Source organism: Pseudomonas sp. OA65 (genome assembly GCF_017498305.1).
In the GTDB taxonomy this organism is placed as follows: domain Bacteria; phylum Pseudomonadota; class Gammaproteobacteria; order Pseudomonadales; family Pseudomonadaceae; genus Aquipseudomonas; species Aquipseudomonas zanjanensis.
Map to the genome: position 1 here is coordinate 1 of NZ_JAGDEZ010000036.1, position 22,543 is coordinate 22,543.

At 61.8% G+C, this 22,543-nt stretch carries 24 protein-coding genes; 22 read left to right on the forward strand and 2 right to left on the reverse strand.

Going from position 1 to position 22,543, the window contains the following annotated elements; translation table 11 throughout:
- Nucleotides 1–243: 243 nt before the first annotated feature.
- Nucleotides 244–1,062, reverse strand: a complete 819-nt coding sequence (gene suhB / locus J3361_RS23260; protein ID WP_003185165.1) for an inositol-phosphate phosphatase — start codon at nt 1,060–1,062, stop codon at nt 244–246.
- Between the two features lie 144 nt (nt 1,063–1,206).
- Between suhB and trmJ the strand changes: the two genes are divergently transcribed.
- From trmJ to J3361_RS23370, 22 genes are all read left to right on the forward strand, one after another.
- Complete coding sequence (gene trmJ, locus J3361_RS23265) at nt 1,207–1,977, forward strand: tRNA (cytosine(32)/uridine(32)-2'-O)-methyltransferase TrmJ (protein WP_207966499.1); 771 nt, start codon at nt 1,207–1,209, stop codon at nt 1,975–1,977.
- 1 nt (nt 1,978) lies between these two features.
- Nucleotides 1,979–2,755, forward strand: a complete 777-nt coding sequence (gene cysE, locus J3361_RS23270) for a serine O-acetyltransferase (RefSeq protein ID WP_207966500.1) — start codon at nt 1,979–1,981, stop codon at nt 2,753–2,755.
- 266 nt (nt 2,756–3,021) lie between these two features.
- Nucleotides 3,022–3,513 (forward strand): Fe-S cluster assembly transcriptional regulator IscR, encoded by a 492-nt coding sequence (gene iscR, locus J3361_RS23275; protein WP_041475746.1) that lies wholly within the window; start codon nt 3,022–3,024, stop codon nt 3,511–3,513.
- 50 nt (nt 3,514–3,563) lie between these two features.
- Nucleotides 3,564–4,778 (forward strand): IscS subfamily cysteine desulfurase, encoded by a 1,215-nt coding sequence (locus J3361_RS23280; RefSeq protein ID WP_060739094.1) that lies wholly within the window; start codon nt 3,564–3,566, stop codon nt 4,776–4,778.
- Between the two features lie 43 nt (nt 4,779–4,821).
- Nucleotides 4,822–5,208 (forward strand): Fe-S cluster assembly scaffold IscU, encoded by a 387-nt coding sequence (gene iscU, locus J3361_RS23285; RefSeq protein WP_003185157.1) that lies wholly within the window; start codon nt 4,822–4,824, stop codon nt 5,206–5,208.
- A 25-nt stretch (nt 5,209–5,233) separates the two neighbouring features.
- Nucleotides 5,234–5,557, forward strand: a complete 324-nt coding sequence (gene iscA / locus J3361_RS23290) for an iron-sulfur cluster assembly protein IscA (RefSeq protein WP_003185155.1) — start codon at nt 5,234–5,236, stop codon at nt 5,555–5,557.
- 8 nt (nt 5,558–5,565) lie between these two features.
- Complete coding sequence (gene hscB / locus J3361_RS23295; RefSeq protein WP_207966501.1) at nt 5,566–6,087, forward strand: co-chaperone HscB; 522 nt, start codon at nt 5,566–5,568, stop codon at nt 6,085–6,087.
- A 50-nt stretch (nt 6,088–6,137) separates the two neighbouring features.
- Nucleotides 6,138–8,000 (forward strand): Fe-S protein assembly chaperone HscA, encoded by a 1,863-nt coding sequence (gene hscA / locus J3361_RS23300; protein ID WP_207966502.1) that lies wholly within the window; start codon nt 6,138–6,140, stop codon nt 7,998–8,000.
- A 3-nt stretch (nt 8,001–8,003) separates the two neighbouring features.
- A complete protein-coding gene (gene fdx / locus J3361_RS23305) occupies nt 8,004–8,345 on the forward strand; it encodes an ISC system 2Fe-2S type ferredoxin (RefSeq protein ID WP_207966503.1) in 342 nt (113 codons plus the stop codon).
- A gap of 13 nt (nt 8,346–8,358) precedes the next feature.
- Entirely contained in the window at nt 8,359–8,559 is a 201-nt protein-coding gene (gene iscX, locus J3361_RS23310) for a Fe-S cluster assembly protein IscX (RefSeq protein WP_207966504.1), read from the forward strand.
- An 87-nt stretch (nt 8,560–8,646) separates the two neighbouring features.
- A complete protein-coding gene (gene ndk / locus J3361_RS23315) occupies nt 8,647–9,072 on the forward strand; it encodes a nucleoside-diphosphate kinase (RefSeq protein ID WP_042727994.1) in 426 nt (141 codons plus the stop codon).
- A gap of 28 nt (nt 9,073–9,100) precedes the next feature.
- Nucleotides 9,101–10,249, forward strand: coding sequence for a 23S rRNA (adenine(2503)-C(2))-methyltransferase RlmN (gene rlmN / locus J3361_RS23320; protein WP_207966505.1), 1,149 nt, complete (start codon nt 9,101–9,103; stop codon nt 10,247–10,249).
- 12 nt (nt 10,250–10,261) lie between these two features.
- Nucleotides 10,262–11,020 (forward strand): type IV pilus biogenesis/stability protein PilW, encoded by a 759-nt coding sequence (gene pilW, locus J3361_RS23325; protein WP_207966506.1) that lies wholly within the window; start codon nt 10,262–10,264, stop codon nt 11,018–11,020.
- Nucleotides 11,020–12,066, forward strand: coding sequence for a RodZ family helix-turn-helix domain-containing protein (locus tag J3361_RS23330; RefSeq protein WP_207966507.1), 1,047 nt, complete (start codon nt 11,020–11,022; stop codon nt 12,064–12,066). The genes pilW and J3361_RS23330 overlap by 1 nt, the downstream gene beginning before the upstream one ends.
- Before the next feature lie 3 nt (nt 12,067–12,069).
- Nucleotides 12,070–13,179 (forward strand): flavodoxin-dependent (E)-4-hydroxy-3-methylbut-2-enyl-diphosphate synthase, encoded by a 1,110-nt coding sequence (gene ispG, locus J3361_RS23335; protein WP_003185136.1) that lies wholly within the window; start codon nt 12,070–12,072, stop codon nt 13,177–13,179.
- A gap of 22 nt (nt 13,180–13,201) precedes the next feature.
- Nucleotides 13,202–14,491 carry a histidine--tRNA ligase gene (hisS, locus tag J3361_RS23340; RefSeq protein ID WP_207966508.1) on the forward strand — a complete coding sequence of 430 codons (1,290 nt, stop codon included), beginning with the start codon at nt 13,202–13,204 and terminating at the stop codon, nt 14,489–14,491.
- A gap of 40 nt (nt 14,492–14,531) precedes the next feature.
- Nucleotides 14,532–15,173 (forward strand): tetratricopeptide repeat protein, encoded by a 642-nt coding sequence (locus tag J3361_RS23345; protein ID WP_207966509.1) that lies wholly within the window; start codon nt 14,532–14,534, stop codon nt 15,171–15,173.
- Nucleotides 15,166–16,317, forward strand: coding sequence for an outer membrane protein assembly factor BamB (gene bamB / locus J3361_RS23350; RefSeq protein WP_207966510.1), 1,152 nt, complete (start codon nt 15,166–15,168; stop codon nt 16,315–16,317). Before J3361_RS23345 ends, bamB begins: the two co-directional genes overlap by 8 nt.
- Nucleotides 16,318–16,518: 201 nt before the next feature.
- Complete coding sequence (der, locus tag J3361_RS23355; RefSeq protein ID WP_207966511.1) at nt 16,519–17,991, forward strand: ribosome biogenesis GTPase Der; 1,473 nt, start codon at nt 16,519–16,521, stop codon at nt 17,989–17,991.
- Nucleotides 17,992–18,141: 150 nt separating this feature from the next.
- The gene (locus J3361_RS23360; RefSeq protein WP_207966512.1) at nt 18,142–19,290 is read left to right on the forward strand and encodes a pyridoxal phosphate-dependent aminotransferase; all 1,149 of its coding nucleotides are present in this window, start codon (nt 18,142–18,144) and stop codon (nt 19,288–19,290) included.
- The gene (locus J3361_RS23365) at nt 19,278–20,072 is read left to right on the forward strand and encodes an amidohydrolase (RefSeq protein ID WP_186730000.1); all 795 of its coding nucleotides are present in this window, start codon (nt 19,278–19,280) and stop codon (nt 20,070–20,072) included. Before J3361_RS23360 ends, J3361_RS23365 begins: the two co-directional genes overlap by 13 nt.
- 63 nt (nt 20,073–20,135) lie before the next feature.
- Nucleotides 20,136–20,555 carry a hypothetical protein gene (locus tag J3361_RS23370; RefSeq protein WP_207966513.1) on the forward strand — a complete coding sequence of 140 codons (420 nt, stop codon included), beginning with the start codon at nt 20,136–20,138 and terminating at the stop codon, nt 20,553–20,555.
- 185 nt (nt 20,556–20,740) lie between these two features.
- Here the strand turns inward: J3361_RS23370 and leuA are convergent, their stop codons facing one another.
- The gene (gene leuA / locus J3361_RS23375) at nt 20,741–22,420 is read right to left on the reverse strand and encodes a 2-isopropylmalate synthase (RefSeq protein WP_207966514.1); all 1,680 of its coding nucleotides are present in this window, start codon (nt 22,418–22,420) and stop codon (nt 20,741–20,743) included.
- Nucleotides 22,421–22,543: the final 123 nt, after the last annotated feature.

The window sequence follows — 22,543 nt, forward strand, 5'->3', positions numbered from 1 at the left end:
GGGGGGACAAAGGTGGGCGGGAGGAGGGGTGGTCCCGCCCTCCACCAGGGTCAAGGGTGAAGCGGGGGGGGGGGGGGGGCCTCCCCCGGGGGGGGCGGGGAGCCAGACCAAAGTGGGGGGGGCGGCGGCGCAGGGGGGGGGGAGCACCCCCCTTCGCCACAATGTCCGCCTCTGAGCTGGGTGGTGGTGTGAAGCAGGCATAAAAAAAGCATCCCGAAAGGTGCTTTTTTCTAGCCGAGCGACTTAACGCTTCAACGAAGCCGGCAAGTGCGGCTGGATGGCCGTCAGCACAGCCTTGAAGCATTTGGTGTTGCCGGCAACGATGTGACCTTTTTCAAGGAAGTCATGGCCGCCAGTGAAGTCGCTCACCAAGCCACCGGCTTCCTGGATCAGCAAGGCGCCTGCAGCCATGTCCCATTCGGACAGGCCCGACTCCCAGAACGCATCGAAACGGCCAGCCGCCACATAAGCCAGGTCCAGGCTCGCAGCGCCGGCGCGGCGGATGCCGGCGGTCTGGCCGACCAGGGCGCGGAACATGCCCAGGTAGTTGTCCAGGTTGTCCATCTGGTCATCACGGAACGGGAAGCCCGTACCCAGCAGGGCGCCGTCCAGGCTGGTACGGCCGCTGACGCGCAGGCGACGACCGTTCAGTTGGGCACCACGGCCACGGCTGGCGGTGAATTCTTCCTGGCGAACCGGGTCCAGCACGACGGCGTGTTCCAGGCGGCCTCGGTATTTGCAGGCGATGCTGACAGCAAAGTGAGGAATGCCGCGCAGGAAGTTGGTGGTGCCGTCCAGCGGATCGATGATCCACAGGTACTCTTCGCCTTCGATGCCAGTACCGGCGTGCATGCCGGTCTCTTCACCGAGGATGGAGTGGTTGGGGTAAGCCTTGCGCAGGGCGTCGACGATTTTCTGCTCGGCGGCGCGATCAACCTCGGACACGTAGTCCTTGGCGTCTTTTTCATCGACCTTGATGGTATCCAGGCGCTCGATGGAGCGGAAGATCAGTTCACTGGCGCTGCGGGCGGCGCGCAGCGCGATATTCAGCATGGGCTGCATGGATGTGTCACCTAAGGTTGTTAAAGAAAGCCGCGCATTCTATCAGAAAGTTTTCTCAGGAGAAGGTTGGTGTTCGCTTTCATAGCTTAACGGTAGGTGCTTAGGTAAGATTTGCTCCCTTTATCGTGTTCGAGAGCGCCTCCCTTGTTGCAGAACATTCGTGTCGTCCTGGTCAATACCAGCCATCCGGGTAACATCGGCGGAGCTGCGCGGGCCATGAAGAACATGGGCCTGTCGCGCCTGGTGCTGGTCGAGCCGCGCTTGTTTCCCCATCACGAAGCCGATGCCCGGGCCTCCGGCGCCGGTGACATCCTTGCCAGCGCCCAGGTCGTCGCCACCCTGGAAGATGCCCTGGTCGGTTGCAACCTGGTGCTCGGCACCAGCGCCCGCGATCGCCGCATCCCCTGGCCGCTGCTCGACCCCCGCGAATGCGGCACCAAAGTGGTCGAGGAGGCCGCGCAAGGCTTCGAGATCGCCCTGGTGTTCGGCCGTGAAGACTCCGGCCTGACCAACGACGAGCTGCAGCGATGTCACTTTCACGTGCATATCCCTTCCGACCCCGAGTTCAGTTCCTTGAACCTGGGGGCGGCGGTGCAGGTGTTGAGCTATGAAGTGCGCATGGCTTGGCTGGCGGCCGAAGGCAAGCCCAGCAAAGTCGAAAAAACCGAGGTGACGTCGCCGCGCAGTGAGACACTGGCGACCATGGACGAGTTGGAACGATTCTTCGAACACCTGGAGCAGACCCTGGTGGACATCGAATTCCTCGACCCGGAAAAGCCGCGGCACTTGATGGCGCGCCTGCGTCGGTTGTACGGACGAAGCTCGGTGAGCCGGGCGGAGATGAATATATTGCGCGGCATCCTCACGGAAACCCAGAAAGCGGCCCGTGGCGAGCTGATTAAGCGGAAGAAATAAAATGTTCGAACGTTTGCGTGAAGATATCCAAAGTGTTTTCCATCGTGACCCGGCGGCGCGCAATGCCTTTGAAGTGCTGACCTGCTACCCGGGCATGCACGCCATCTGGATCCATCGTCTGTCCGGCGCCTTGTGGAACCTGGGTTGGAAGTGGCTGGCGCGGCTGGTCTCGAACTTCGGCCGCTGGCTGACCGGGATCGAGATCCACCCGGGTGCCAAGGTCGGCCGTCGGTTCTTCATTGACCATGGCATGGGCATCGTCATCGGTGAAACCGCCGAGATCGGCGACGACGTGACCCTGTACCAGGGCGTGACCCTCGGCGGCACGAGTTGGAATAAAGGCAAGCGCCACCCAACCCTGGAAGACGGCGTGGTGGTCGGTGCCGGCGCCAAGGTGCTCGGGCCGTTCACGGTCGGGGCGGGGGCGAAAGTCGGTTCCAACGCCGTGGTGACCAAGGCCGTGCCGCCGGGCGCGACCGTGGTGGGCATTCCGGGGCGGATCATCGTCAAGTCCGACGACGAGCAGGACGCCCGCCGCAAGGCCATGGCCGAGAAGATCGGCTTCGATGCCTACGGTGTCGGCGAAGACATGCCCGACCCGGTCGCCCGCGCCATCAACCAGTTGCTCGATCACCTGCAAGCCGTCGATGGGCGTCTGGAGGGGATGTGCGGCGCCCTGAAGGACCTGGGCAGTAATTACTGCGCCAAGGACCTGCCTGAACTGCGCGAGGAAGACTTTGCGTGTGTGAAGGACAAGGATGAGACCCAGGCCAGCTGAAACCGAGGCTGGCCCTATCGCGAGCAGGCTCGCTCCCACAGGGATCTGTGGTGTACACGAATTGTGCATCCACCAAAGCGCCTGTGGGAGCGAGCCTGCTCGCGATGAACGATAACGCGGTATAGCTGGTCGTTAGCCGCCTACCTTTGCTATCATTCGCGCGCTCTTTCGCGGGTAAACCTGAGTAAAGCACTAGGTCTTATACTTGACTTAAATACTCGGGAATTGCATACTCGCCCCCATTCCGAACTCCGTGGTAATTGTCCATGCGACTGACTACAAAAGGCCGATACGCCGTGACCGCAATGCTGGATCTGGCATTGCATGCGCAGCACGGGCCGGTGTCCCTGGCCGATATCTCCGAGCGCCAGGGCATTTCCCTGTCCTACCTTGAACAGCTGTTTGCCAAGCTGCGCCGTAGCAACCTGGTCTCCAGCGTTCGCGGCCCCGGCGGCGGCTACCAGCTGTCGCGCGACATGCAGGGCATCCAGGTCGCCCAGGTGATCGATGCGGTGAACGAATCGGTCGATGCGACCAAATGCCAAGGCCTTGGCGACTGCCATGGCGGCGATACTTGCCTGACCCACCATTTGTGGTGCGACCTCAGCCTGCAGATCCACGAATTTCTAAGCGGTATCAGCTTGGCTGACCTTGTAACTCGCCGTGAGGTGCAAGAAGTAGCCCAGCGTCAGGACCAGCGTCGTTGCAATAGCAAGTCGCTGCACCTGGACAAGATTGAAGCGTCCGCCGTCGAATGACCGCCGCAGAGCACGCGGAACGCCAGCCAGCCTGATTTAGGAGAGAGTCCATGAAATTGCCGATTTACCTTGATTACTCAGCGACCACCCCGGTTGATCCGCGTGTTGCGCAAAAAATGAGTGAATGCCTGCTGGTCGACGGAAACTTCGGCAACCCGGCGTCCCGTTCCCACGTGTTCGGCTGGAAGGCCGAAGAGTCGGTCGAAAACGCCCGTCGCCAGGTCGCCGACCTGGTCAACGCCGACCCGCGTGAAATCGTCTGGACCTCCGGTGCCACCGAATCCGACAACCTGGCAATCAAGGGTGTCGCGCATTTCTACCACACCAAGGGCAAGCACCTGATCACCTCCAAGATCGAGCACAAGGCTGTCCTGGACACCATGCGCCAACTGGAGCGTGAAGGCTTCGAAGTCACCTACATCGAGCCTGGTGAAGACGGCATCATCACCCCAGCCATGGTTGAAGCCGCCCTGCGCGACGACACCATCCTGGTCTCGATCATGCACGTGAACAACGAAATCGGCACCGTCAACGACATCGCCGCCATCGGCGAACTGACCCGCTCCAAGGGTGTGCTGTTCCACGTCGACGGCGCGCAGTCCACTGGCAAGGTCGACATCGACCTGTCCAAGCTGAAAGTCGACCTGATGTCGTTCTCCGCCCACAAGACTTATGGCCCTAAAGGCATCGGCGCGCTGTACGTCAGCCGCAAGCCGCGTGTTCGCCTCGAAGCGACCATGCACGGCGGCGGTCACGAGCGTGGCATGCGTTCCGGCACCCTGGCGACCCACCAGATCGTCGGCATGGGCGAAGCCTTCCGTGTTGCCAAGGAAGACATGGCCGCCGAGAACGTACGCATCAAGGCCCTGAGCGACCGTTTCTTCAAGCAGGTCGAGCACCTCGAAGAACTTTACGTCAACGGCAGCCTGACCGCCCGTGTGCCGCACAACCTGAACCTGAGCTTCAACTACGTTGAAGGCGAGTCGCTGATCATGGCGCTCAAGGATCTGGCCGTGTCGTCCGGTTCGGCGTGCACCTCGGCGTCGCTGGAGCCTTCGTACGTACTGCGCGCCCTGGGGCGCAACGACGAATTGGCCCACAGTTCGATCCGCTTCACCTTCGGTCGTTTCACCACCGAAGAAGAAATCGATTACGCCGCGCAGAAAGTCTGCGAGGCCGTTACCAAGCTGCGCGCTCTGTCGCCGCTGTGGGACATGTACAAAGACGGCGTCGACATTTCGAAAATCGAATGGGCGGCGCACTGAGAAGTCGCCACCAGAGCGGCTCCACTGATGAGGATTGAAGCAAATGGCATATAGCGAAAAGGTCATCGACCACTACGAGAACCCGCGCAACGTCGGCAAGATGGACGCGCAGGATCCTGATGTCGGCACCGGCATGGTCGGCGCTCCGGCGTGCGGCGACGTGATGCGCCTGCAGATCAAGGTCAACGAGCAAGGCATCATCGAAGATGCCAAGTTCAAGACCTATGGCTGCGGTTCCGCCATCGCGTCCAGCTCCCTGGCCACCGAGTGGATGAAGGGCAAGACCCTTGATGAAGCCGAAACCATCAAGAACACCCAGCTGGCCGAAGAACTGGCCCTGCCGCCAGTGAAGATCCACTGCTCGGTACTCGCCGAAGACGCCATCAAGGCCGCCGTTCGCGATTACAAGCAGAAGAAAGGCTTGATCTGATCCGCGTTACGGTAAGGAGTTTTCCATGGCTATCCAGATGACAGAAGCGGCAGCTAACCATATCCAGCGCTCCCTTGCGGGGCGCGGCAAGGGCGAGGGTATCCGCCTGGGTGTTCGCACCACGGGCTGTTCTGGCCTCGCCTATGTACTGGAGTTCGTCGACGAAGTGGGCGAAGACGATCAGGTGTTCGAGAGTCATGGTCAGAAAGTGATCATTGACCCGAAAAGCCTGACGTACTTGGACGGCACCGAGCTGGATTTCGTCAAGGAAGGGTTGAACGAAGGCTTCAAGTTCAACAATCCCAACGTGCGCGGTGAATGTGGCTGCGGCGAAAGCTTCAACATCTGAGGCGGCTTGTGGGTACTCCTTGTCATTTTGCGTTGTTCCAGATGCAGCCGGCGTTCCAGCTGGATCTCGAGCAGCTGTCCGCGCGTTACCTTGAACTGGCCCGTGGCGTCCATCCCGACCGCTTTGCCGATGCTTCCGAGGCGGAGCAGCGGCGGGCGCTCGAGCAGTCGGCGAACCTCAACGAGGCTTACCAGACGCTCAAGCACCCGGCCAAGCGCGCGCGTTACCTGCTCGCCATCAGCGGCCATGAGTTGCCGCTGGAGGTCACGGTCCATGATCCCGAGTTTCTGTTGCAGCAGATGCAATGGCGCGAAGAGCTCGAGGACCTGCAGGACAGCGCCGACCTGGCCGGTGTCGCGGTATTCAAGCGCCGCTTGAAGGACGCCCAGCAAACACTGAACGAAAGCTTCGCAGCCTGCTGGAACGATACCGTGCAACGCGAACAGGCCGAACGCCTGATGCGGCGCATGCAGTTCCTCGACAAGCTCACCTACGAAGTGCGCCAGTTAGAAGAGCGCCTCGACGATTAACCCAGTGCCGCTCCGGTCGCACGCCTGATTACAGATAAGTCCTGATTACGATGGCCCTACTGCAGATCGCCGAACCCGGCCAAAGTCCACAACCGCACCAGCGTCGCCTGGCTGTCGGGATCGACTTGGGTACCACCAATTCCCTGGTCGCTGCCTTGCGCAGCGGTCTTTCCGAACCGCTGGCCGACGAGCAGGGACGGGTGATCCTGCCGTCCGCCGTGCGTTATCACGCCGATCGCGTCGAAGTGGGCGAGTCGGCCAAGCTGGCCGCCGCCACCGACCCGCTGAACACCATTGTCTCGGTCAAGCGCTTGATGGGTCGTGGACTGTCCGACGTCAAGCAATTGGGCGACCAGCTGCCGTACCGCTTCGTCGGTGGCGAATCCCACATGCCGTTCATCGAAACCGTGCAAGGGCCGAAAAGTCCGGTCGAGGTTTCCGCCGACATCCTCAAGGTCCTGCGCCAGCGCGCCGAAGCGGCGTTGGGCGGTGAACTGGTGGGTGCGGTCATCACCGTCCCGGCCTACTTCGACGACGCCCAGCGCCAAGCCACCAAGGACGCAGCCAAGCTGGCCGGCCTGAACGTGCTGCGCCTGCTCAACGAGCCGACCGCTGCGGCGGTCGCGTATGGCCTGGACCAGCATGCCGAAGGCCTGGTCGCCATCTACGACCTGGGCGGCGGTACGTTCGATATTTCGATCCTGCGCCTGACCGGCGGTGTCTTCGAAGTCCTGGCCACCGGTGGCGACAGTGCCCTGGGCGGCGATGACTTCGACCATGCCATCGCTGGCTGGATCATCGAGCAGGCGGGCTTGTCCGCCGACCTCGACCCGGGTACGCAACGCCACCTGCTGCAAACCGCCTGCGCCGCCAAGGAAGCCTTGACCGACGCCGCCACGGTTGAAGTGGCTTATGGCGAGTGGAAAGCCGCGCTGACCCGCGAAGCCTTCGATGCCCTGATCGAACCCATGGTCGCCCGTAGCCTCAAGGCCTGCCGCCGTGCCGTGCGTGATTCCGGCGTGGAGCTGGAAGACGTCAAGGCCGTGGTCATGGTCGGTGGTTCGACCCGCGTGCCTCGGGTTCGCGAAGCCGTTGCCGAGGCCTTTGGCCGCCAGCCGCTGACCGAAATCGACCCGGACCAGGTGGTGGCCATCGGCGCCGCGATCCAGGCCGATACCCTGGCCGGCAACAAGCGCGACGGCGGCGAACTGCTGTTGCTCGACGTGATTCCGTTGTCCCTGGGGCTGGAAACCATGGGTGGCTTGATGGAGAAGGTGATTCCGCGCAACACCACCATCCCGGTTGCCCGCGCCCAGGACTTCACCACCTACAAAGACGGCCAGTCGGCCATGATGATCCACGTGCTGCAAGGCGAGCGTGAACTGATCAGCGACTGCCGCTCCCTGGCCCGCTTCGAATTGCGCGGCATCCCGGCCATGGTTGCCGGTGCGGCGAAAATCCGCGTGACCTTCCAAGTCGACGCCGACGGCTTGCTCAATGTTTCTGCCCGCGAACTGGGTTCGGGCGTGGAGGCGAGCATCCAGGTCAAGCCGTCCTATGGCCTGACCGACGGCGAAATCGCCAAGATGCTCAAGGATTCCTTCCAGCACGCCAGCGACGACAAGGTCGCCCGTGTACTGCGCGAGCAACAGGTCGATGCCCAGCGCCTGATCGAAGCCGTGCAAGGTGCCCTTGAAGCCGACGGCGACCGGTTGCTCGACGCTGAAGAGCGCATGGTCATCGAGCTGCAGATGCAGGAATTGTCCGAATTGATCAAAGGCGCCGATGGTTATGCCATCGAGCAGCAGACCAAGCGTCTGTCGCAGGTCACCGATGCCTTTGCTGCCCGCCGCCTGGACTCGACGGTGAAAGCCGCCCTGGCGGGGCGCAACCTGAATGAAATCGAGGAATAACTGATGCCGCAGGTGATTTTTCTGCCCCACGAGAAGTTCTGTCCGGAGGGCATGGTCGTGGAGGCTGAGCCCGGGACTTCCATTCTCGAGCTGGCCCATGAGCACCATATCGAGATAGAGAGTGCTTGTGGCGGCGTCTGTGCTTGCACGACGTGCCATTGCATCATTCGTGAGGGCTTCGATTCGCTGGAAGAGGCAGACGAGTTGGAAGAAGACTTCCTCGATCGGGCCTGGGGGCTGGAGGCACAATCGCGCCTGAGCTGCCAAGCCATCGTCGGCACCGAAGACCTGACCGTCGAAATCCCGAAATATTCGCTTAACCATGCGGCCGAAGCGCCGCACTGATGGTGACACTGTCATGAGCTATGGTTGGAATGATGTACAACGCATCGCAGAAGAGTTGGCCGAAGCCCACGAGGGTCTCGATCCATACTCTGTAGGTTTCGTCCGTTTGCAGCAGATGATCCTGGATCTGCCTGACTTCGATGCCACCTCTGGCCGAGTCGGCGAGAAAGTGTTGGAAGCGGTTCAGGAGCTCTGGGCCGCCGAATTGGACTGATCGCCTCGCAGGTTAGGCAATACCCAAGAACCCGCGTATAATTCGCGGGTTTAATTTTTCGCAAATTACCGTTTCTGGAGTTACACCATGGCTGTTCAACGTACTTTCTCCATCATCAAGCCTGACGCCGTTGCTAAAAACGTGATCGGCAAGATCGTTACCCGTTTCGAAGACGCTGGCCTGCGCGTTGTAGCTTCGAAAATGAAGCAACTGTCCAAGGCCGAAGCCGAAGGCTTCTACGCTGAGCACAGCGAGCGCGGTTTCTTCGGTGAGCTGGTTGCCTTCATGACTTCCGGTCCGGTTGTCGTTCAGGTGCTGGAAGGCGAAAACGCTATCGCTCGTAACCGTGAGCTGATGGGCGCTACCAACCCTAAAGAAGCTGCTGCCGGCACCATCCGTGCTGACTTCGCTGAGTCCATCGACGCCAACGCCGTCCACGGTTCGGACTCCGAAGCCGCCGCTGCTCGCGAAATCGCTTACTTTTTCTCCGCTACTGAAGTAACCACTCGCTAAGCCCAGGCTTTTGAGTGAAGGTGAATCCATGACTACATCGAACGGCAAAACCAACCTGTTGGGCCTGACCCAGCCGGAAATGGAGAAATTCTTCGACTCGATCGGGGAGAAGCGTTTCCGTGCCGGCCAGGTGATGAAATGGATTCACCACTTTGGCGTCGACGACTTCGACGCCATGACGAATGTCGGCAAGGCCCTGCGCGAAAAGCTCAAGGCTGTTGCCGAGATTCGCGGCCCCGAAGTGGTCAGCGAGGACATCTCCAGCGACGGCACCCGTAAGTGGGTGGTGCGCGTGGCGTCCGGCAGCTGCGTCGAGACCGTCTACATTCCCCAGGGCAAACGCGGCACCTTGTGCGTTTCGTCCCAGGCAGGCTGTGCCCTGGATTGCAGTTTCTGCTCCACCGGCAAGCAAGGCTTCAATAGCAACCTCACCGCCGCCGAAGTGATCGGCCAGGTGTGGATTGCCAACAAATCCTTTGGCAGCGTCCCGGCGACCGTCGACCGTGCCATCACCAACGTGGTGATGATGGGCATGGGTGAGCCGCTGCTGAACTTCGATAACGTCGTTTCCGCCATGCACCTGATGATGGACGACCTGGGCTACGGCATCTCCAAGCGCCGCGTGACCCTGTCCACCTCCGGCGTGGTGCCGATGATCGATGAGCTGGCCAAGCACATCGACGTCTCCCTGGCGTTGTCGCTGCACGCACCCAATGACGCATTGCGTAACCAGTTGGTGCCGATCAACAAGAAATATCCGCTTAAGATGCTGCTCGAGTCGTGCCAGCGCTACATGTCGTCCCTGGGCGAAAAGCGCGTGCTGACCATTGAGTACACGCTGCTCAAGGATGTGAACGACAAGGTCGAACACGCGGTCGAGATGATCGAGCTGCTCAAGAATATCCCGTGCAAGATCAACCTGATCCCGTTCAACCCGTTCCCGCATTCCGGGTACGAGCGTCCGAGCAACAACGCGATTCGTCGCTTCCAGGATCAGCTTCACCACGCTGGCTTCAACGTCACCGTGCGCACCACCCGCGGCGAAGACATCGACGCCGCCTGTGGCCAATTGGTAGGACAGGTGCTGGATCGCACCCGTCGCAGCGAACGCTACATTGCCGTGCGTGAGTTGAACGCCGCGGACGATGCGGTGCAAAACGCTGCGAACAGTCACTAAGAGAGGATCTCTATGTCCCTGCGCTTCGCGCTCGTTTTGCTGTTGGCCGGCCTTTGTTCCGGTTGCGTCCTGTCGGGTGACTACAATCCGATGAAGACCAGCAAAGGGCGCGACGAAGCACGTGTGGCCTATGTGCAACTGGGCATCGGCTACCTGCAACAGGGCATGACCGAGCGGGCCAAGGTACCGCTCAAGAAAGCCCTGGAGCTGGACGATTCCGACCCGGATGCCAACGCGGCCCTGGCCCTGGTGTTCCAGGCCGAGATGGAGCCGGAACTGGCCGACCAGCATTTTCGCAAGGCGCTGTCTGGCCGGCCGCAAGACGCACGGATCCTGAACAACTACGGCAGCTTTCTTTTCGAGCAGAAACGCTACAAGGAAGCCTACGAGCGCTTCGAGCAGGCTGCCGCCGATACCCTTTACCCTGAGCGTTCGCGGGTGTTCGAAAATCTCGGCATGACGGCTGCGCAGATGGGCCAGCGTGACCTGGCCCGCCAACAGCTGGAAAAAGCCCTGCGGCTCAATCGCCAGCAACCGCGGGCGCTGCTGGAAATGGCTGAGTTGTCCTACGAAGACAGGCATTATGTGCCCGCGCGTGACTACTACGAGCGTTTTAGCCTGCTGAGCGAGCAAAATGCACGTAGTCTATTGCTCGGCGTTCGGCTGGCACATGTGTTTGAAGATCGCGACAAAGCTGCAAGCTATGGCTTGCAACTCAAAAGACTCTATCCCGGTACGCCGGAATATCAGCAATACCTGTCGGAGCAATGATGAAAGCGGCGCATCCCGAAGTTGTAGCAGCGACTCGCGTAAATCCCGGTGAGACCCTGCGTCAAGCCCGCGAAAGCAATGGTTGGTCGCTGGCCGAAGTGGCCCTCAAGCTCAATCTCACCGTGGCTTCCCTGGGCAACCTGGAAGCGGGCGCGTTCGACAAGCTGCCTGGGCACACCTTCGCCCGCGGCTATATCCGCGCCTATGCCAAGTTGCTCGGCATGGACCAGACCGTGCTGGTCCAGCAATTCGATCAATACACCGGTTCCGATGCCCAGGGCAGCAACGTGCACAGCCTGGGGCGCATCGAGGAGCCGGTTCGCGTTTCCCACACCATTTTGCGAATCGTCAGCTTATTGCTGCTGATTGCGGTGATCGGTGGCGGTTTTGTCTGGTGGCAGGACCAGGCTTCCTTGCGCAACAAGGAGCCGGTCGCCATGAACCCCGAGCACGTCGAAGTCGAGGGCGCTGACGGCACCACCCAGATCCATCCATTGGACGAGCCGGAAGACCAGGCTGTCGTTGAAGGCCAGGCCGAAGGCGAAACCGCCCTGGCGTTGCCTCAAGGCGAGGGTAATGGCGAAGCCGATTCCACCGCTGGCACCGAGCCGACCGTGCCATCCGCTCCGGCACCCGCTCCTGCGCCGGCCGCACCGACCGCTCCGGCTCACGCTGGCAGTGCGCCGGCTGCTCCCGCTGCACCGGCGGCTCCAGCTCCGGCTCCCGCCACGCCAGCGCCAACCGTTGCCGCTCCGAGCGTGCCGGCTGCTCCTGCAACCCCAGCGGCCCCGGCGCCTGCACCCGGTGATGGCCAGGTACAAATCCAGTTCACCGCCGACTGCTGGACGCAAATCACCGACGGCAACGGCAAGGTGCTGTTCAGCGGCCTCAAGCGCAAGGGCGACAGCACGGCCGTCAACGGCAAGCCGCCGTTTGCCGTGCGCCTGGGTTATGCCCGTGGCGCGCAGGTCAGCTACAACGGCCAGCCAGTCGACATCGCTCCGTTCACCAGTGGCGAGACCGCTCGCCTGAAGTTGGGTCAATAAGTCATGCACGGCGAATCTCCAATCAAGCGTCGCGAATCCCGGAAAATCTGGGTCGGTAACGTGCCCGTGGGCGGCGATGCGCCAATCGCTGTGCAGAGCATGACCAACAGCGACACCAATGACGTGGCCGCCACGGTCGCCCAGATCAACCGCCTGGAAGCCGCCGGTGTCGACATCGTGCGGGTATCGGTGCCGGACATGGATGCCGCCGAGGCGTTCGGCAAGATCAAGCAACTGGTCAAGGTCCCCTTGGTCGCCGACATCCACTTCGACTACCGCATCGCCTTGCGCGTGGCCGAGTTGGGCGTGGACTGCCTGCGCATCAACCCGGGCAACATCGGTCGTGAAGACCGTGTGCGTGCCGTGGTGGATGCCGCCCGCGACCGGGGCATCCCGATCCGCATCGGCGTCAACGCCGGCTCCCTGGAAAAAGACCTGCAAAAGAAATACGGCGAACCGACCCCGGCGGCGCTGGTGGAGTCGGCGCTGCGCCATGTGGAACACCTCGAACGCCTGAACTTCCAGGACTTCAAGGTCAGCGTGAAGGCGTCCGACGTGTTCATGGCCGTCGAAGCCTACCGTCTGCTGGCCAAGGAAATCGTCCAGCCGCTGCACCTGGGCATCACCGAAGCCGGTGGGTTGCGCTCGGGCACGGTGAAATCCGCCGTCGGCCTCGGTATGCTGCTCGCCGAAGGGATTGGCGATACCATCCGCATCTCGTTGGCGGCCGACCCGGTCGAGGAAGTGAAAGTCGGCTACGACATTCTCAAGTCCCTGCACCTGCGTTCCCGTGGCATCAACTTCATCGCCTGCCCGAGCTGCTCGCGGCAGAACTTCGATGTGGTCAAGACCATGAACGAACTGGAAGGGCGCCTAGAAGACCTGCTGGTGCCGCTGGATGTCGCGGTGATCGGTTGCGTGGTCAACGGGCCGGGCGAAGCCAAGGAGGCCCATATCGGCCTGACGGGCGGTACGCCGAACCTGATTTACATCGACGGCAAGCCGTCGCAGAAATTGACGAATGACAATCTGGTGGATGAGCTGGAACGGCTGATTCGCCAGAAAGCGGCCGAAAAGGTCGAAGCCGACGCAGCGGTCATCGCGCGCGGTTAAGTCGAAAGATTAAGGAATACACGTGAGCAAGTCTCTGCAAGCCATTCGTGGCATGAACGACATCCTGCCCGAGCAGACGCCCCTGTGGCGCTATTTCGAGGGCACCGTGGCGCGCCTGCTGGATAACTACGGTTACCGGCAGATCCGCATGCCGATCGTCGAGTTCACCGAGCTGTTCAAGCGCTCCATCGGTGAAGTGACCGATATCGTCGAAAAAGAGATGTACACCTTCGACGACCGCAACGGCGATTCCCTGACCCTGCGCCCCGAAGGCACCGCGGCCTGCGTGCGGGCGGTGCTCGAACACGGCATCACTGGCGGCGGCCAGGTGCAGAAACTCTGGTACATCGGCCCGATGTTCCGTCACGAGCGCCCGCAGAAAGGCCGTTACCGCCAGTTCCACCAGATCGGCCTCGAAGTGTTCAACCTCGACGGCCCGGACATCGACGCCGAGCTGATCGTCATGACCTGGCGCCTGTGGGGAGAGTTGGGGTTGCGTGACGCGGTCAAGCTCGAGCTCAACAGCCTGGGCACCAGCGAATCCCGTGGCCGCTATCGTGAAGCGTTGGTGGAATTTCTGTCCGCTCACATCGACAAGCTGGACGAAGACAGCCAGCGCCGCCTGAAGACCAATCCGCTGCGCGTGCTCGACACCAAGAACGCCGAGACCCAAGCGATCCTGGTGGACGCGCCGAAAATGGCCGACTACCTCGACGACGAGTCCCGTGCGCACTTCGAGGGGCTGAAGGCACGCCTCGACGCCGTGGGCATTCCCTATGTGATCAACCCCAAGTTGGTCCGTGGCCTGGACTACTACAGCAAGACCGTCTTCGAATGGGTCACCGACAAACTCGGCGCCCAGGGCACTGTGTGTGCCGGCGGCCGCTACGACGGGCTGGTGGAACAGATGGGCGGCAAGCCGACCCCGGGCGTGGGCTTTGCCATGGGCATCGAGCGCCTGGTGCTGATGCTTGAGGCGCTGGATAAAGTGCCTGAAGAGCTGTCCCGTCAGGTCGACGTCTACCTGTGCGCCTTTGGCGAGGCCGCCGAGTTGGCTGCCTTGTCGTTGAGCGAGCGGATCCGCGACCAGTTGCCCAACCTGCGCCTGCAGATCAACGCCGGCGCCGGCAGCTTCAAGAGCCAATTCAAGAAAGCCGACAAGAGCGGTGCGCTGTATGCACTGATCCTCGGTGACGACGAACTGGCCCAACAAGTGGTAGGTTTCAAACCCCTGCGTGGCCAGGGCGAACAACAAAGCATTGCCTGGGATGCGCTTGCTGCACACCTGGCCACCTGCGTCGTGCAGGGTTGAAGCTGTCAAACAGCCGATTTAGCGATTAAGGAGTATTGGGGTGTCGAGTACTGAAGATGAACAGCTGGCGGATTTGAAGGACTGGTGGACGCGCAACGGCAAGCCGCTGGTCACTGGCGGCCTGTTGGCGCTGGTCATCGTGTTCGGCTGGCAGGCCTACCAGAAATACCAGAGCAACCAGTCGCAAGGCGCCTCGGTGCTCTACCAGCAATTGCTGGAAACCACCCTGACTCCGGACGGCAAGCCTGACGCGGCCCGCGTGGCGGACCTGGCCGGCAAGCTCGACAAGGAATTCGGCGGCACTGCCTACGCACAATACGGTCGCCTGTTCGTGGCCAAGGTGGCGGTTGACAGCGGCAAGCTGGACGACGCGGCTACCGAGCTGAAAGCCATCGTCGACAAGCCGGTCAACCCGACCCTGGGCGAAGTGGCGCGTCAGCGCCTGGCGCAGGTGCTGGCGGCGCAAAACAAGGCCGAAGACGCCTTGAAGCTGCTCGACGGCGATGCCGACCAGGCGTTCCTGGCGACCCGCGAAGAACTCAAGGGCGACCTGCTGGTACAGCTGGGCCGTGCCGATGAGGCCCATGCGGCCTACCAAAAAGCCAAGGCTGCGCTGTCGGATGAAGCCGCAGTCGGTGGCCTGCAAATCAAGCTGGACGACCTGGCCAAAGGGGATGCGTGACGTGATTCGTTGGAAACATGCAGCATTGCTGGCCCTGGCCATTCTGGCCGCGGGTTGCAGCAGCAACAGCAAGAAAGAACTGCCGCCGGCCGAACTGACCGACTTCAAAGAAGAAGTCGTGCTGCAGAAGGAGTGGAGCCGTTCCATCGGCGATGGCCAGGGTGAAACCTACAACATGCTGGTGCCGGCCATCGACGGCGACACCATCTATGCAGGCGACGTCACCGGCGTGGTAATGGCGATGGACCGCACCAACGGCGACGTCAAATGGGAAAAGGACCTTGAACTGCCCGTTTCCGGCGCCGTTGGCGTGGGTTACGGCCTGGTCATGATCGGCACGCTCAAGGGCGAGATCGTCGCCCTGGACGCGAGCAGCGGTGAAGAGAAATGGCGCGCCCGCGTGACCAGCGAAGTCCTCGCACCGCCCGCCACCAACGGTGACGTGGTGGTGGTGCAGACCCAGGATGACCGTCTGATCGGCCTGGATGCCGCCACCGGCAACCAGCGCTGGTTGTACGACAGCACCCCGGCGGTACTGACCCTGCGTGGCACCAGTGCGCCGATCGTCACCAACCGCCTGGCGGTGGCTGGCTTGTCGACTGGTAAAGTGGTGGCCCTGGATATCTCCAACGGCGTGCCGGTCTGGGAACAGCGCGTAGCGATCCCGCAAGGTCGTTCGGAACTGGAGCGCGTGGTCGACATCGACGGCGGCTTGCTGCTGTCCGGCGGTACGCTGTACGTCGCCAGCTACCAGGGTCGCGTGGCGGCACTGGACCTGGAAACCGGTCGTCCGCTGTGGCAGCGCGATGCCTCCAGCTACGCTGGTGTCGCCCAGGGCTTTGGCAGCGTCTACGTGAGCCTGTCCTCGGGCACCGTCGAAGGCGTCGACGAGCGTTCCACCACCGCATTGTGGAGCAACGACTCCCTGGCCCGTCGTCAACTGTCGGCCCCGGAAGTGTTCTCCAGCTACGTCGCAGTGGGTGACCTGGAAGGTTACCTGCACCTGCTCAGCCAGGTGGACGGTCGTTTCGTCGGCCGTGAGCGCATCGACAGCGACGGCCTGCGTGCCCGTCCGCTGGTGGTGGGCAACATGATCTATGTGTATGGCAACAGCGGCAAACTGGAAGCCCTGACCATCAAGTAAGACTATGCTTGGGGCTAATCCCCCAAGCGGCTTCATTCATGTGGGAGCGGGCTTGCTCGCGAAAGCGGTGGATCAGTTGACATCCATCTCATTGGGCCACCGCATTCGCGAGCAAGCCCGCTCCTACAGGTTGGCCCCGAGCACCAGCCGCTGCCTCGCAGCGGCTTTTGTATTTTCTGAAATAACGAAGTGGAGAGCCGCATGGTTCCCGTAATCGCCCTGGTGGGCCGACCGAACGTCGGCAAGTCCACCTTGTTCAACCGCCTGACCAGGACTCGCGACGCCATTGTCGGCGACTTGTCCGGTCTGACCCGTGATCGCCAATACGGTGAGGCCAAGTGGCAAGGGCGTACCTATATTCTGGTCGACACCGGCGGCATCTCCGGTGATGAACACGGCATGGACGAAAAGATGGCCGAGCAGTCGCTGCTCGCCATTGAAGAAGCCGATGTGGTGCTGTTCCTGGTAGACGCCAAGGCTGGTTTTACCGCCGCTGACCAGATGATCGCCGAGCATTTGCGCAAGCGTAACAAGCGTTCCTACGTGGTCGCCAACAAGGTCGACAACATCGACCCGGACATGGCTCGCGCCGAGTTCGCCCCGTTGGGCATGGGCCAGGCGATCCCGATCGCCGGCGCCCACGGCCGTGGCATCACCCAGATGCTGGAAATCGCCCTGGAGAGTTTCCCCAAGGACGACGCCGAAGAGCCGGAAGAGGGCGAGGAAGAAGTCGTTGCCGAAGGCGAGGAAGCCAAGCGCATTCCGGGCCCGAGCGAAAAAGACGGGATCAAGATCGCGATCATCGGCCGCCCGAACGTGGGCAAGTCGACCCTGGTCAACCGCATGCTCGGCGAAGACCGGGTTATCGTCTACGACCAGCCCGGCACCACCCGTGACAGCATCTACATTCCCTTCGAGCGTAACGAGGAGAAGTACACGCTGATCGACACCGCCGGTGTGCGCAAGCGCGGCAAGATCCACGAAGAAGTTGAAAAGTTCTCCGTGGTCAAGACGCTGCAGGCGATCAAAGACGCCAACGTGGTGATCTTCGTGATGGACGCCCGCGAAGGCGTGGTCGACCACGACTTGAACCTGCTGGGCTTCGCCCTGGAAGCCGGCCGTGCATTGGTCATCGCGATCAACAAGTGGGACGGCATGACGCCGAGCGAGCGCGACTTTGTGAAAGTCGAACTCCAGCGTCGGCTGTTCTTCGTCGACTTCGCGGATATCCACTTCATCTCGGCCTTGCACGGCACGGGCGTGGGCAACCTCTACGCTTCGGTGCAGAACTCGTTCAAGTCTGCAGTGACCCGCTGGCCGACCAACCGCCTGACCCAGATCCTCGAAGATGCGGTCGGCGAGCACGCACCACCGATGGTCAACAACCGTCGGATCAAGCTGCGCTACGCCCACTTGGGCGGTGCCAACCCGCCGATTATCGTGATCCACGGTAACCAGATCGAGAAGGTGCCCAAGTCGTACGTTCGCTACCTGGAGAACACCTACCGTCGCGTCCTGAAGCTGGTCGGCACGCCGATCCGCATCGAGTTCAAGGGCGGCGAGAACCCGTACGAAGGCAACAAGAACACGCTCACCGACCGCCAGGTCAACAAGAAGCGCCGCTTGATGTCGCACCACAAGAAAGCCGACAAGAAGCGCCGCGATAAGAAATAGAAGCAGCGGCAAGTTGTAAGCTGCAAGCTACAAGTTCCGGCGCACCGGCTTGTGGCTTGTAGCTTATAGCTTGCTGCTTGCAGCTTTTTTTGGGCTATCCTCGAGCTCTCCCGCGCCGCACCAGAGCCGGGTGCAGAGCAGGGACACGCCATGATCACCAGCAAGTTGCCGAACGTCGGCATCACGATTTTTACCCAGATGTCCCAGCTCGCCGCGCAGACGGGCGCGTTGAACCTGTCCCAGGGGTTTCCCGATTTCGATGGTCCGCAGGCCTTGCGCGACGCGGTCGGTCGGCACATCGCCCAAGGCCACAACCAATATTCACCCATGACCGGCCTGCCGGCGCTGCGCCAGCAGATCGCAGCGAAGATTGCCCGCTGCTATGGCACCAACGTCGATGCCGACCAGGAAGTCACCGTGACCCCGGGCGCGACTCAAGCGATTTTCTGCGCCATCTCGGCGGTGGTCCACAGCGGTGACGAAGTGATCGTCTTCGACCCCAGCTACGACAGTTACGAGCCCTCCGTGCAATTGGCCGGTGGGCGTTGCGTGCATGTGTCATTGGGCCTGGATGACTTCGCCATCGATTTCGAGAAGCTCGGCGAAGCCCTGAGCCCGCGCACGCGCATGATCATCCTCAACTCGCCGCACAACCCCAGCGGCGCCCTGATCAGCCGCGCCGAACTGGATCAATTGGCGGCGCTGATTCGCGACCGCGACATCTATCTGGTCAGCGACGAGGTTTATGAGCACTTGGTGTTCGACGGCGTTGCCCACGCCAGTGTCCTGGCCCATGAAGAGCTGTACCGCCGGGCCTTTGTCGTCAGTTCGTTCGGCAAGACCTATCACGTCACGGGCTGGAAAACCGGCTACGTGGTGGCGCCAGCGGCGCTGACCGCGGAGCTGCGCAAGGTGCACCAGTACGTCAGTTTCTGCGGCGTGACGCCGTTGCAGTACGCCCTGGCTGACTTCATGGCCGAGCATCCGGAACACGTCGACGAACTGCCGGACTTCTACCAGGCCAAGCGTGACCTGTTCTGCGATCTGCTGGCCCCGTCGCGGTTCAGCTTCAAGCGCGTGACCGGCACGTATTTTCAACTGGTGGATTACTCACAGATCCGCCCGGACCTGAATGACGTCGACATGGCGCTGTGGATGACCCGCGAGCATGGCGTGGCGACGATTCCGATCTCGGTGTTCTACGAGAACCCACCACAAGGCCAGCGCCTGGTGCGCCTGTGCTTTGCCAAACGCGAGGAGACGCTGCGCGAAGCGGCGGAAAAACTATGCGTGATTTGAGCGCGTTGCCGGACCTCGACATTGCCCTGGTCCAGACCACCTTGGCCTGGCATGACCGCGAGGCCAACCTGGAACATTTCGAAGCGCTGCTCGAACAGGCGCGCGGGGCTGACCTGATCATCCTCCCGGAAATGTTCACCACCGGTTTCTCCATGGAATCCGAGACCCTGGCGGAGCCTGAGCACGGGCCCACCAGCCGTTGGCTCAAGGACCAGGCGGCGAAACTGGACGCGGTGATCACCGGTAGCGTGATCATCCAGGCCGGCGACGGCAGCCATCGCAATCGCTTGCTGTGGGCGCGGCCGGACGGTGAAGTGCTGCATTACGACAAGCGCCATCTGTTCCGCATGGCCGGCGAGCATAACCACTACACACCGGGTGACCAGCAGGTGCTGTTCGAACTCCAGGGTTGGCGGATCCGGCCGTTGATCTGCTATGACCTGCGCTTTCCGGCGTGGAGTCGGGATGCCGAGGACACCGACCTGCTGTTGTACACCGCCAACTGGCCCGGGGCCCGGCGTCAGCACTGGAATCGGCTGCTGCCGGCCCGGGCGATCGAGAACCTGTGCTACGTGGCGGCGGTCAACCGTGTGGGCACCGACGGCAAGGGCTTCGCCTACACCGGGGACAGCCAGGTACTGGACTTTCAGGGCGAGAGCTTGCTCAGTGCTGGCGAAGCCGATGGCGTGTTCCGGGTGTGTTTGAAGGCGGCGGACCTGGCGGCGTATCGCACGCGGTTTCCGGCGAACCTGGATGCCGATCGCTTCGAATTCATTTATTGAAACGATTCAGCCTCAAGAAACGCTGTCGGGTGCCGATAACGGGTCAGCCAAGGAGGAGTCCCTATGACCAGTATCAGCGCAACGACCGTTAACCCTTATCCATTGTCGGCCCCAAAGGTCTCCATCCGCGGGGCTGAAGAAGAGAAAGCAGTCAGCCCAGTGGCATCGACTGACAGCAGCGAAGACAAAGACAAGAAACTGGCAGTCGACACCAGCGGCGCGAATATCGCTGGTGCGGGTGGCAGCAGCGGCACCGGCGATGTCATCGAGCAACTGAAGAAGCAGATCGAACAGACCCAGAAGCTGCTGGCCGAGCAGCAAGCCCAGCTGGCACGGGTGCAAAAAAGCCGCGCCGATGAAGAGCAGAAAGCTCAGGAAACCATGGCGATCCAGACCCAGATCATGGCGACCCAGGCGACTCTGCAAACCTTGCAGGCCGCGCTGTTGCAGGCGATGACTATTTCGATCGATACCCATGCCTGAGACTTGCGTTGCCTGACAGGCCGCTATCGCGAGCAGGCTCGCTCCCACAGGGTTTTGCATAATGCCGACCAGTGTGGGAGCGAGCCTGCTCGCGATGAGGCCGGAACAGGCCACACAAAACCATCAGCCAAACAAAAAGGCCCCAGGATTCACACCCCGGGGCCTTTTTGATTTTCAGCGACCGATCAAGCCGCCTTGGCCTCTGGCTGGCTCAGCGACCGGTTCAGCGCACTGAACAGCGCCTTGAAGCTCGCGGTGGTGATGTTCTCATCGATGCCCACACCATGCACCGCACGCTCGCCGTTGACCCGCAGTTCGATGTACGCCGCGGCCTTGGCATTGGTGCCGGCGCCGATGGCGTGTTCGTTGTAGTCCATGATCTCCACCGGAATCGGCAGGCCGGCCACCAGTGCTTCCAGGGCGCCGTTGCCTCGGCCGCGCCAGTGCAGGTTGGTCTCGCCCTGGCCTTTGCTCGCCACTTCCACTTCCACGGCGCTGTTGCCGTTTTCTTCCTGCAGGCGATGGCTGACCAGCGCGTACGGGGTGTTGGCTTGCAGGTATTCACGCTGCAGCAGGGCGTGGATCTGCTGGGCGGTCATTTCCAGGCCCAGGCGATCGGTTTCGCGCTGCACCACCTGGCTGAATTCGATCTGCATGCGACGCGGAAGGCTGATGCCGTATTCCTGTTCCAGCAGGTAGGCGATACCGCCTTTGCCCGACTGGCTGTTCACGCGAATCACCGCCTCGTAGCTGCGGCCGATGTCGGCTGGGTCGATCGGCAGGTACGGCACTTCCCACAGGGCGTCCGATTTCTGCTGGGCAAAACCTTTGCGGATCGCATCCTGGTGCGAACCAGAGAACGCGGTGTGAACCAGGTCGCCGACGTACGGATGACGCGGGTGCACCGGGATCTGGTTGCATTCCTCGACCACTTTGCGCACGCCGTCGATGTCGGAGAAGTCCAGCTCAGGGTTGATGCCCTGGGTGTAGAGGTTCAGCGCCACGGTTACCAGGTCGACGTTGCCGGTGCGTTCGCCGTTGCCGAACAGGCAGCCTTCGACACGGTCGGCGCCGGCCATCAGGCCCAGCTCGGTAGCGGCCACGCCGGTGCCACGGTCGTTGTGGGTGTGCAGGCTGATGAGCACGCTGTCACGACGGGTGATGTTGCGGTGGAACCACTCGATCTGGTCGGCGTAGATGTTCGGGGTGGCGACTTCCACGGTGGCCGGCAGGTTGAGGATCACCTTGCGCGCCGGGGTCGGGTTCCAGACTTCGATCACCGCGTCGCAGACTTCCTTGGCGAATTCCAGCTCGGTGGCGCTGAAGGTCTCTGGCGAATACTCGAACTGCCATTGGGTTTCCGGCTGTTGCGCCGCGTATTTGACGAACAGCTTGGCCGCGTTCACCGCGATTTCCTTCACGCCTTCCTTGTCCTGGTTGAACACGATACGGCGGAACGACGGGCAGGTGGCGTTGTACAGGTGGACGATGGCTTTTTTCGCGCCACGCAGGGATTCGAACGTGCGGGCGATCAGGTCTTCACGGGCCTGGGTCAACACCTGGATGGTGGTGTCGTCCGGGATGTGGCCTTCCTCGATGAGGGTGCGTACGAAGTCGAAATCTGTTTGCGAAGCGGCTGGGAACGATGCTTCGATTTCCTTCACGCCCACGGCAACGAGGGTTTTCCAGAAGCGCAGCTTCTTGACCGCGTCCATCGGCTCGATCAGCGACTGATTGCCGTCGCGCAGGTCGGAGCTGCACCAGATCGGCGCGGCGGTGATGGTCTTCGACGGCCAGGTGCGATCCGGCAGGTTGATGGTCGGAAAGGCGCGGTACTTGGAAGACGGGTCTTTGAGCATGCTCATGGGGAAATCCTTATTGTCGTGGCCGGAAAAAGGCGGCCTGCCGGTGGTTCGATGGGGGTGGCTTCACAGCCGGGACGAGGTGCCGCGATTCAGCCTGGCAGTCGTGCGCTGACGAGGCACAGG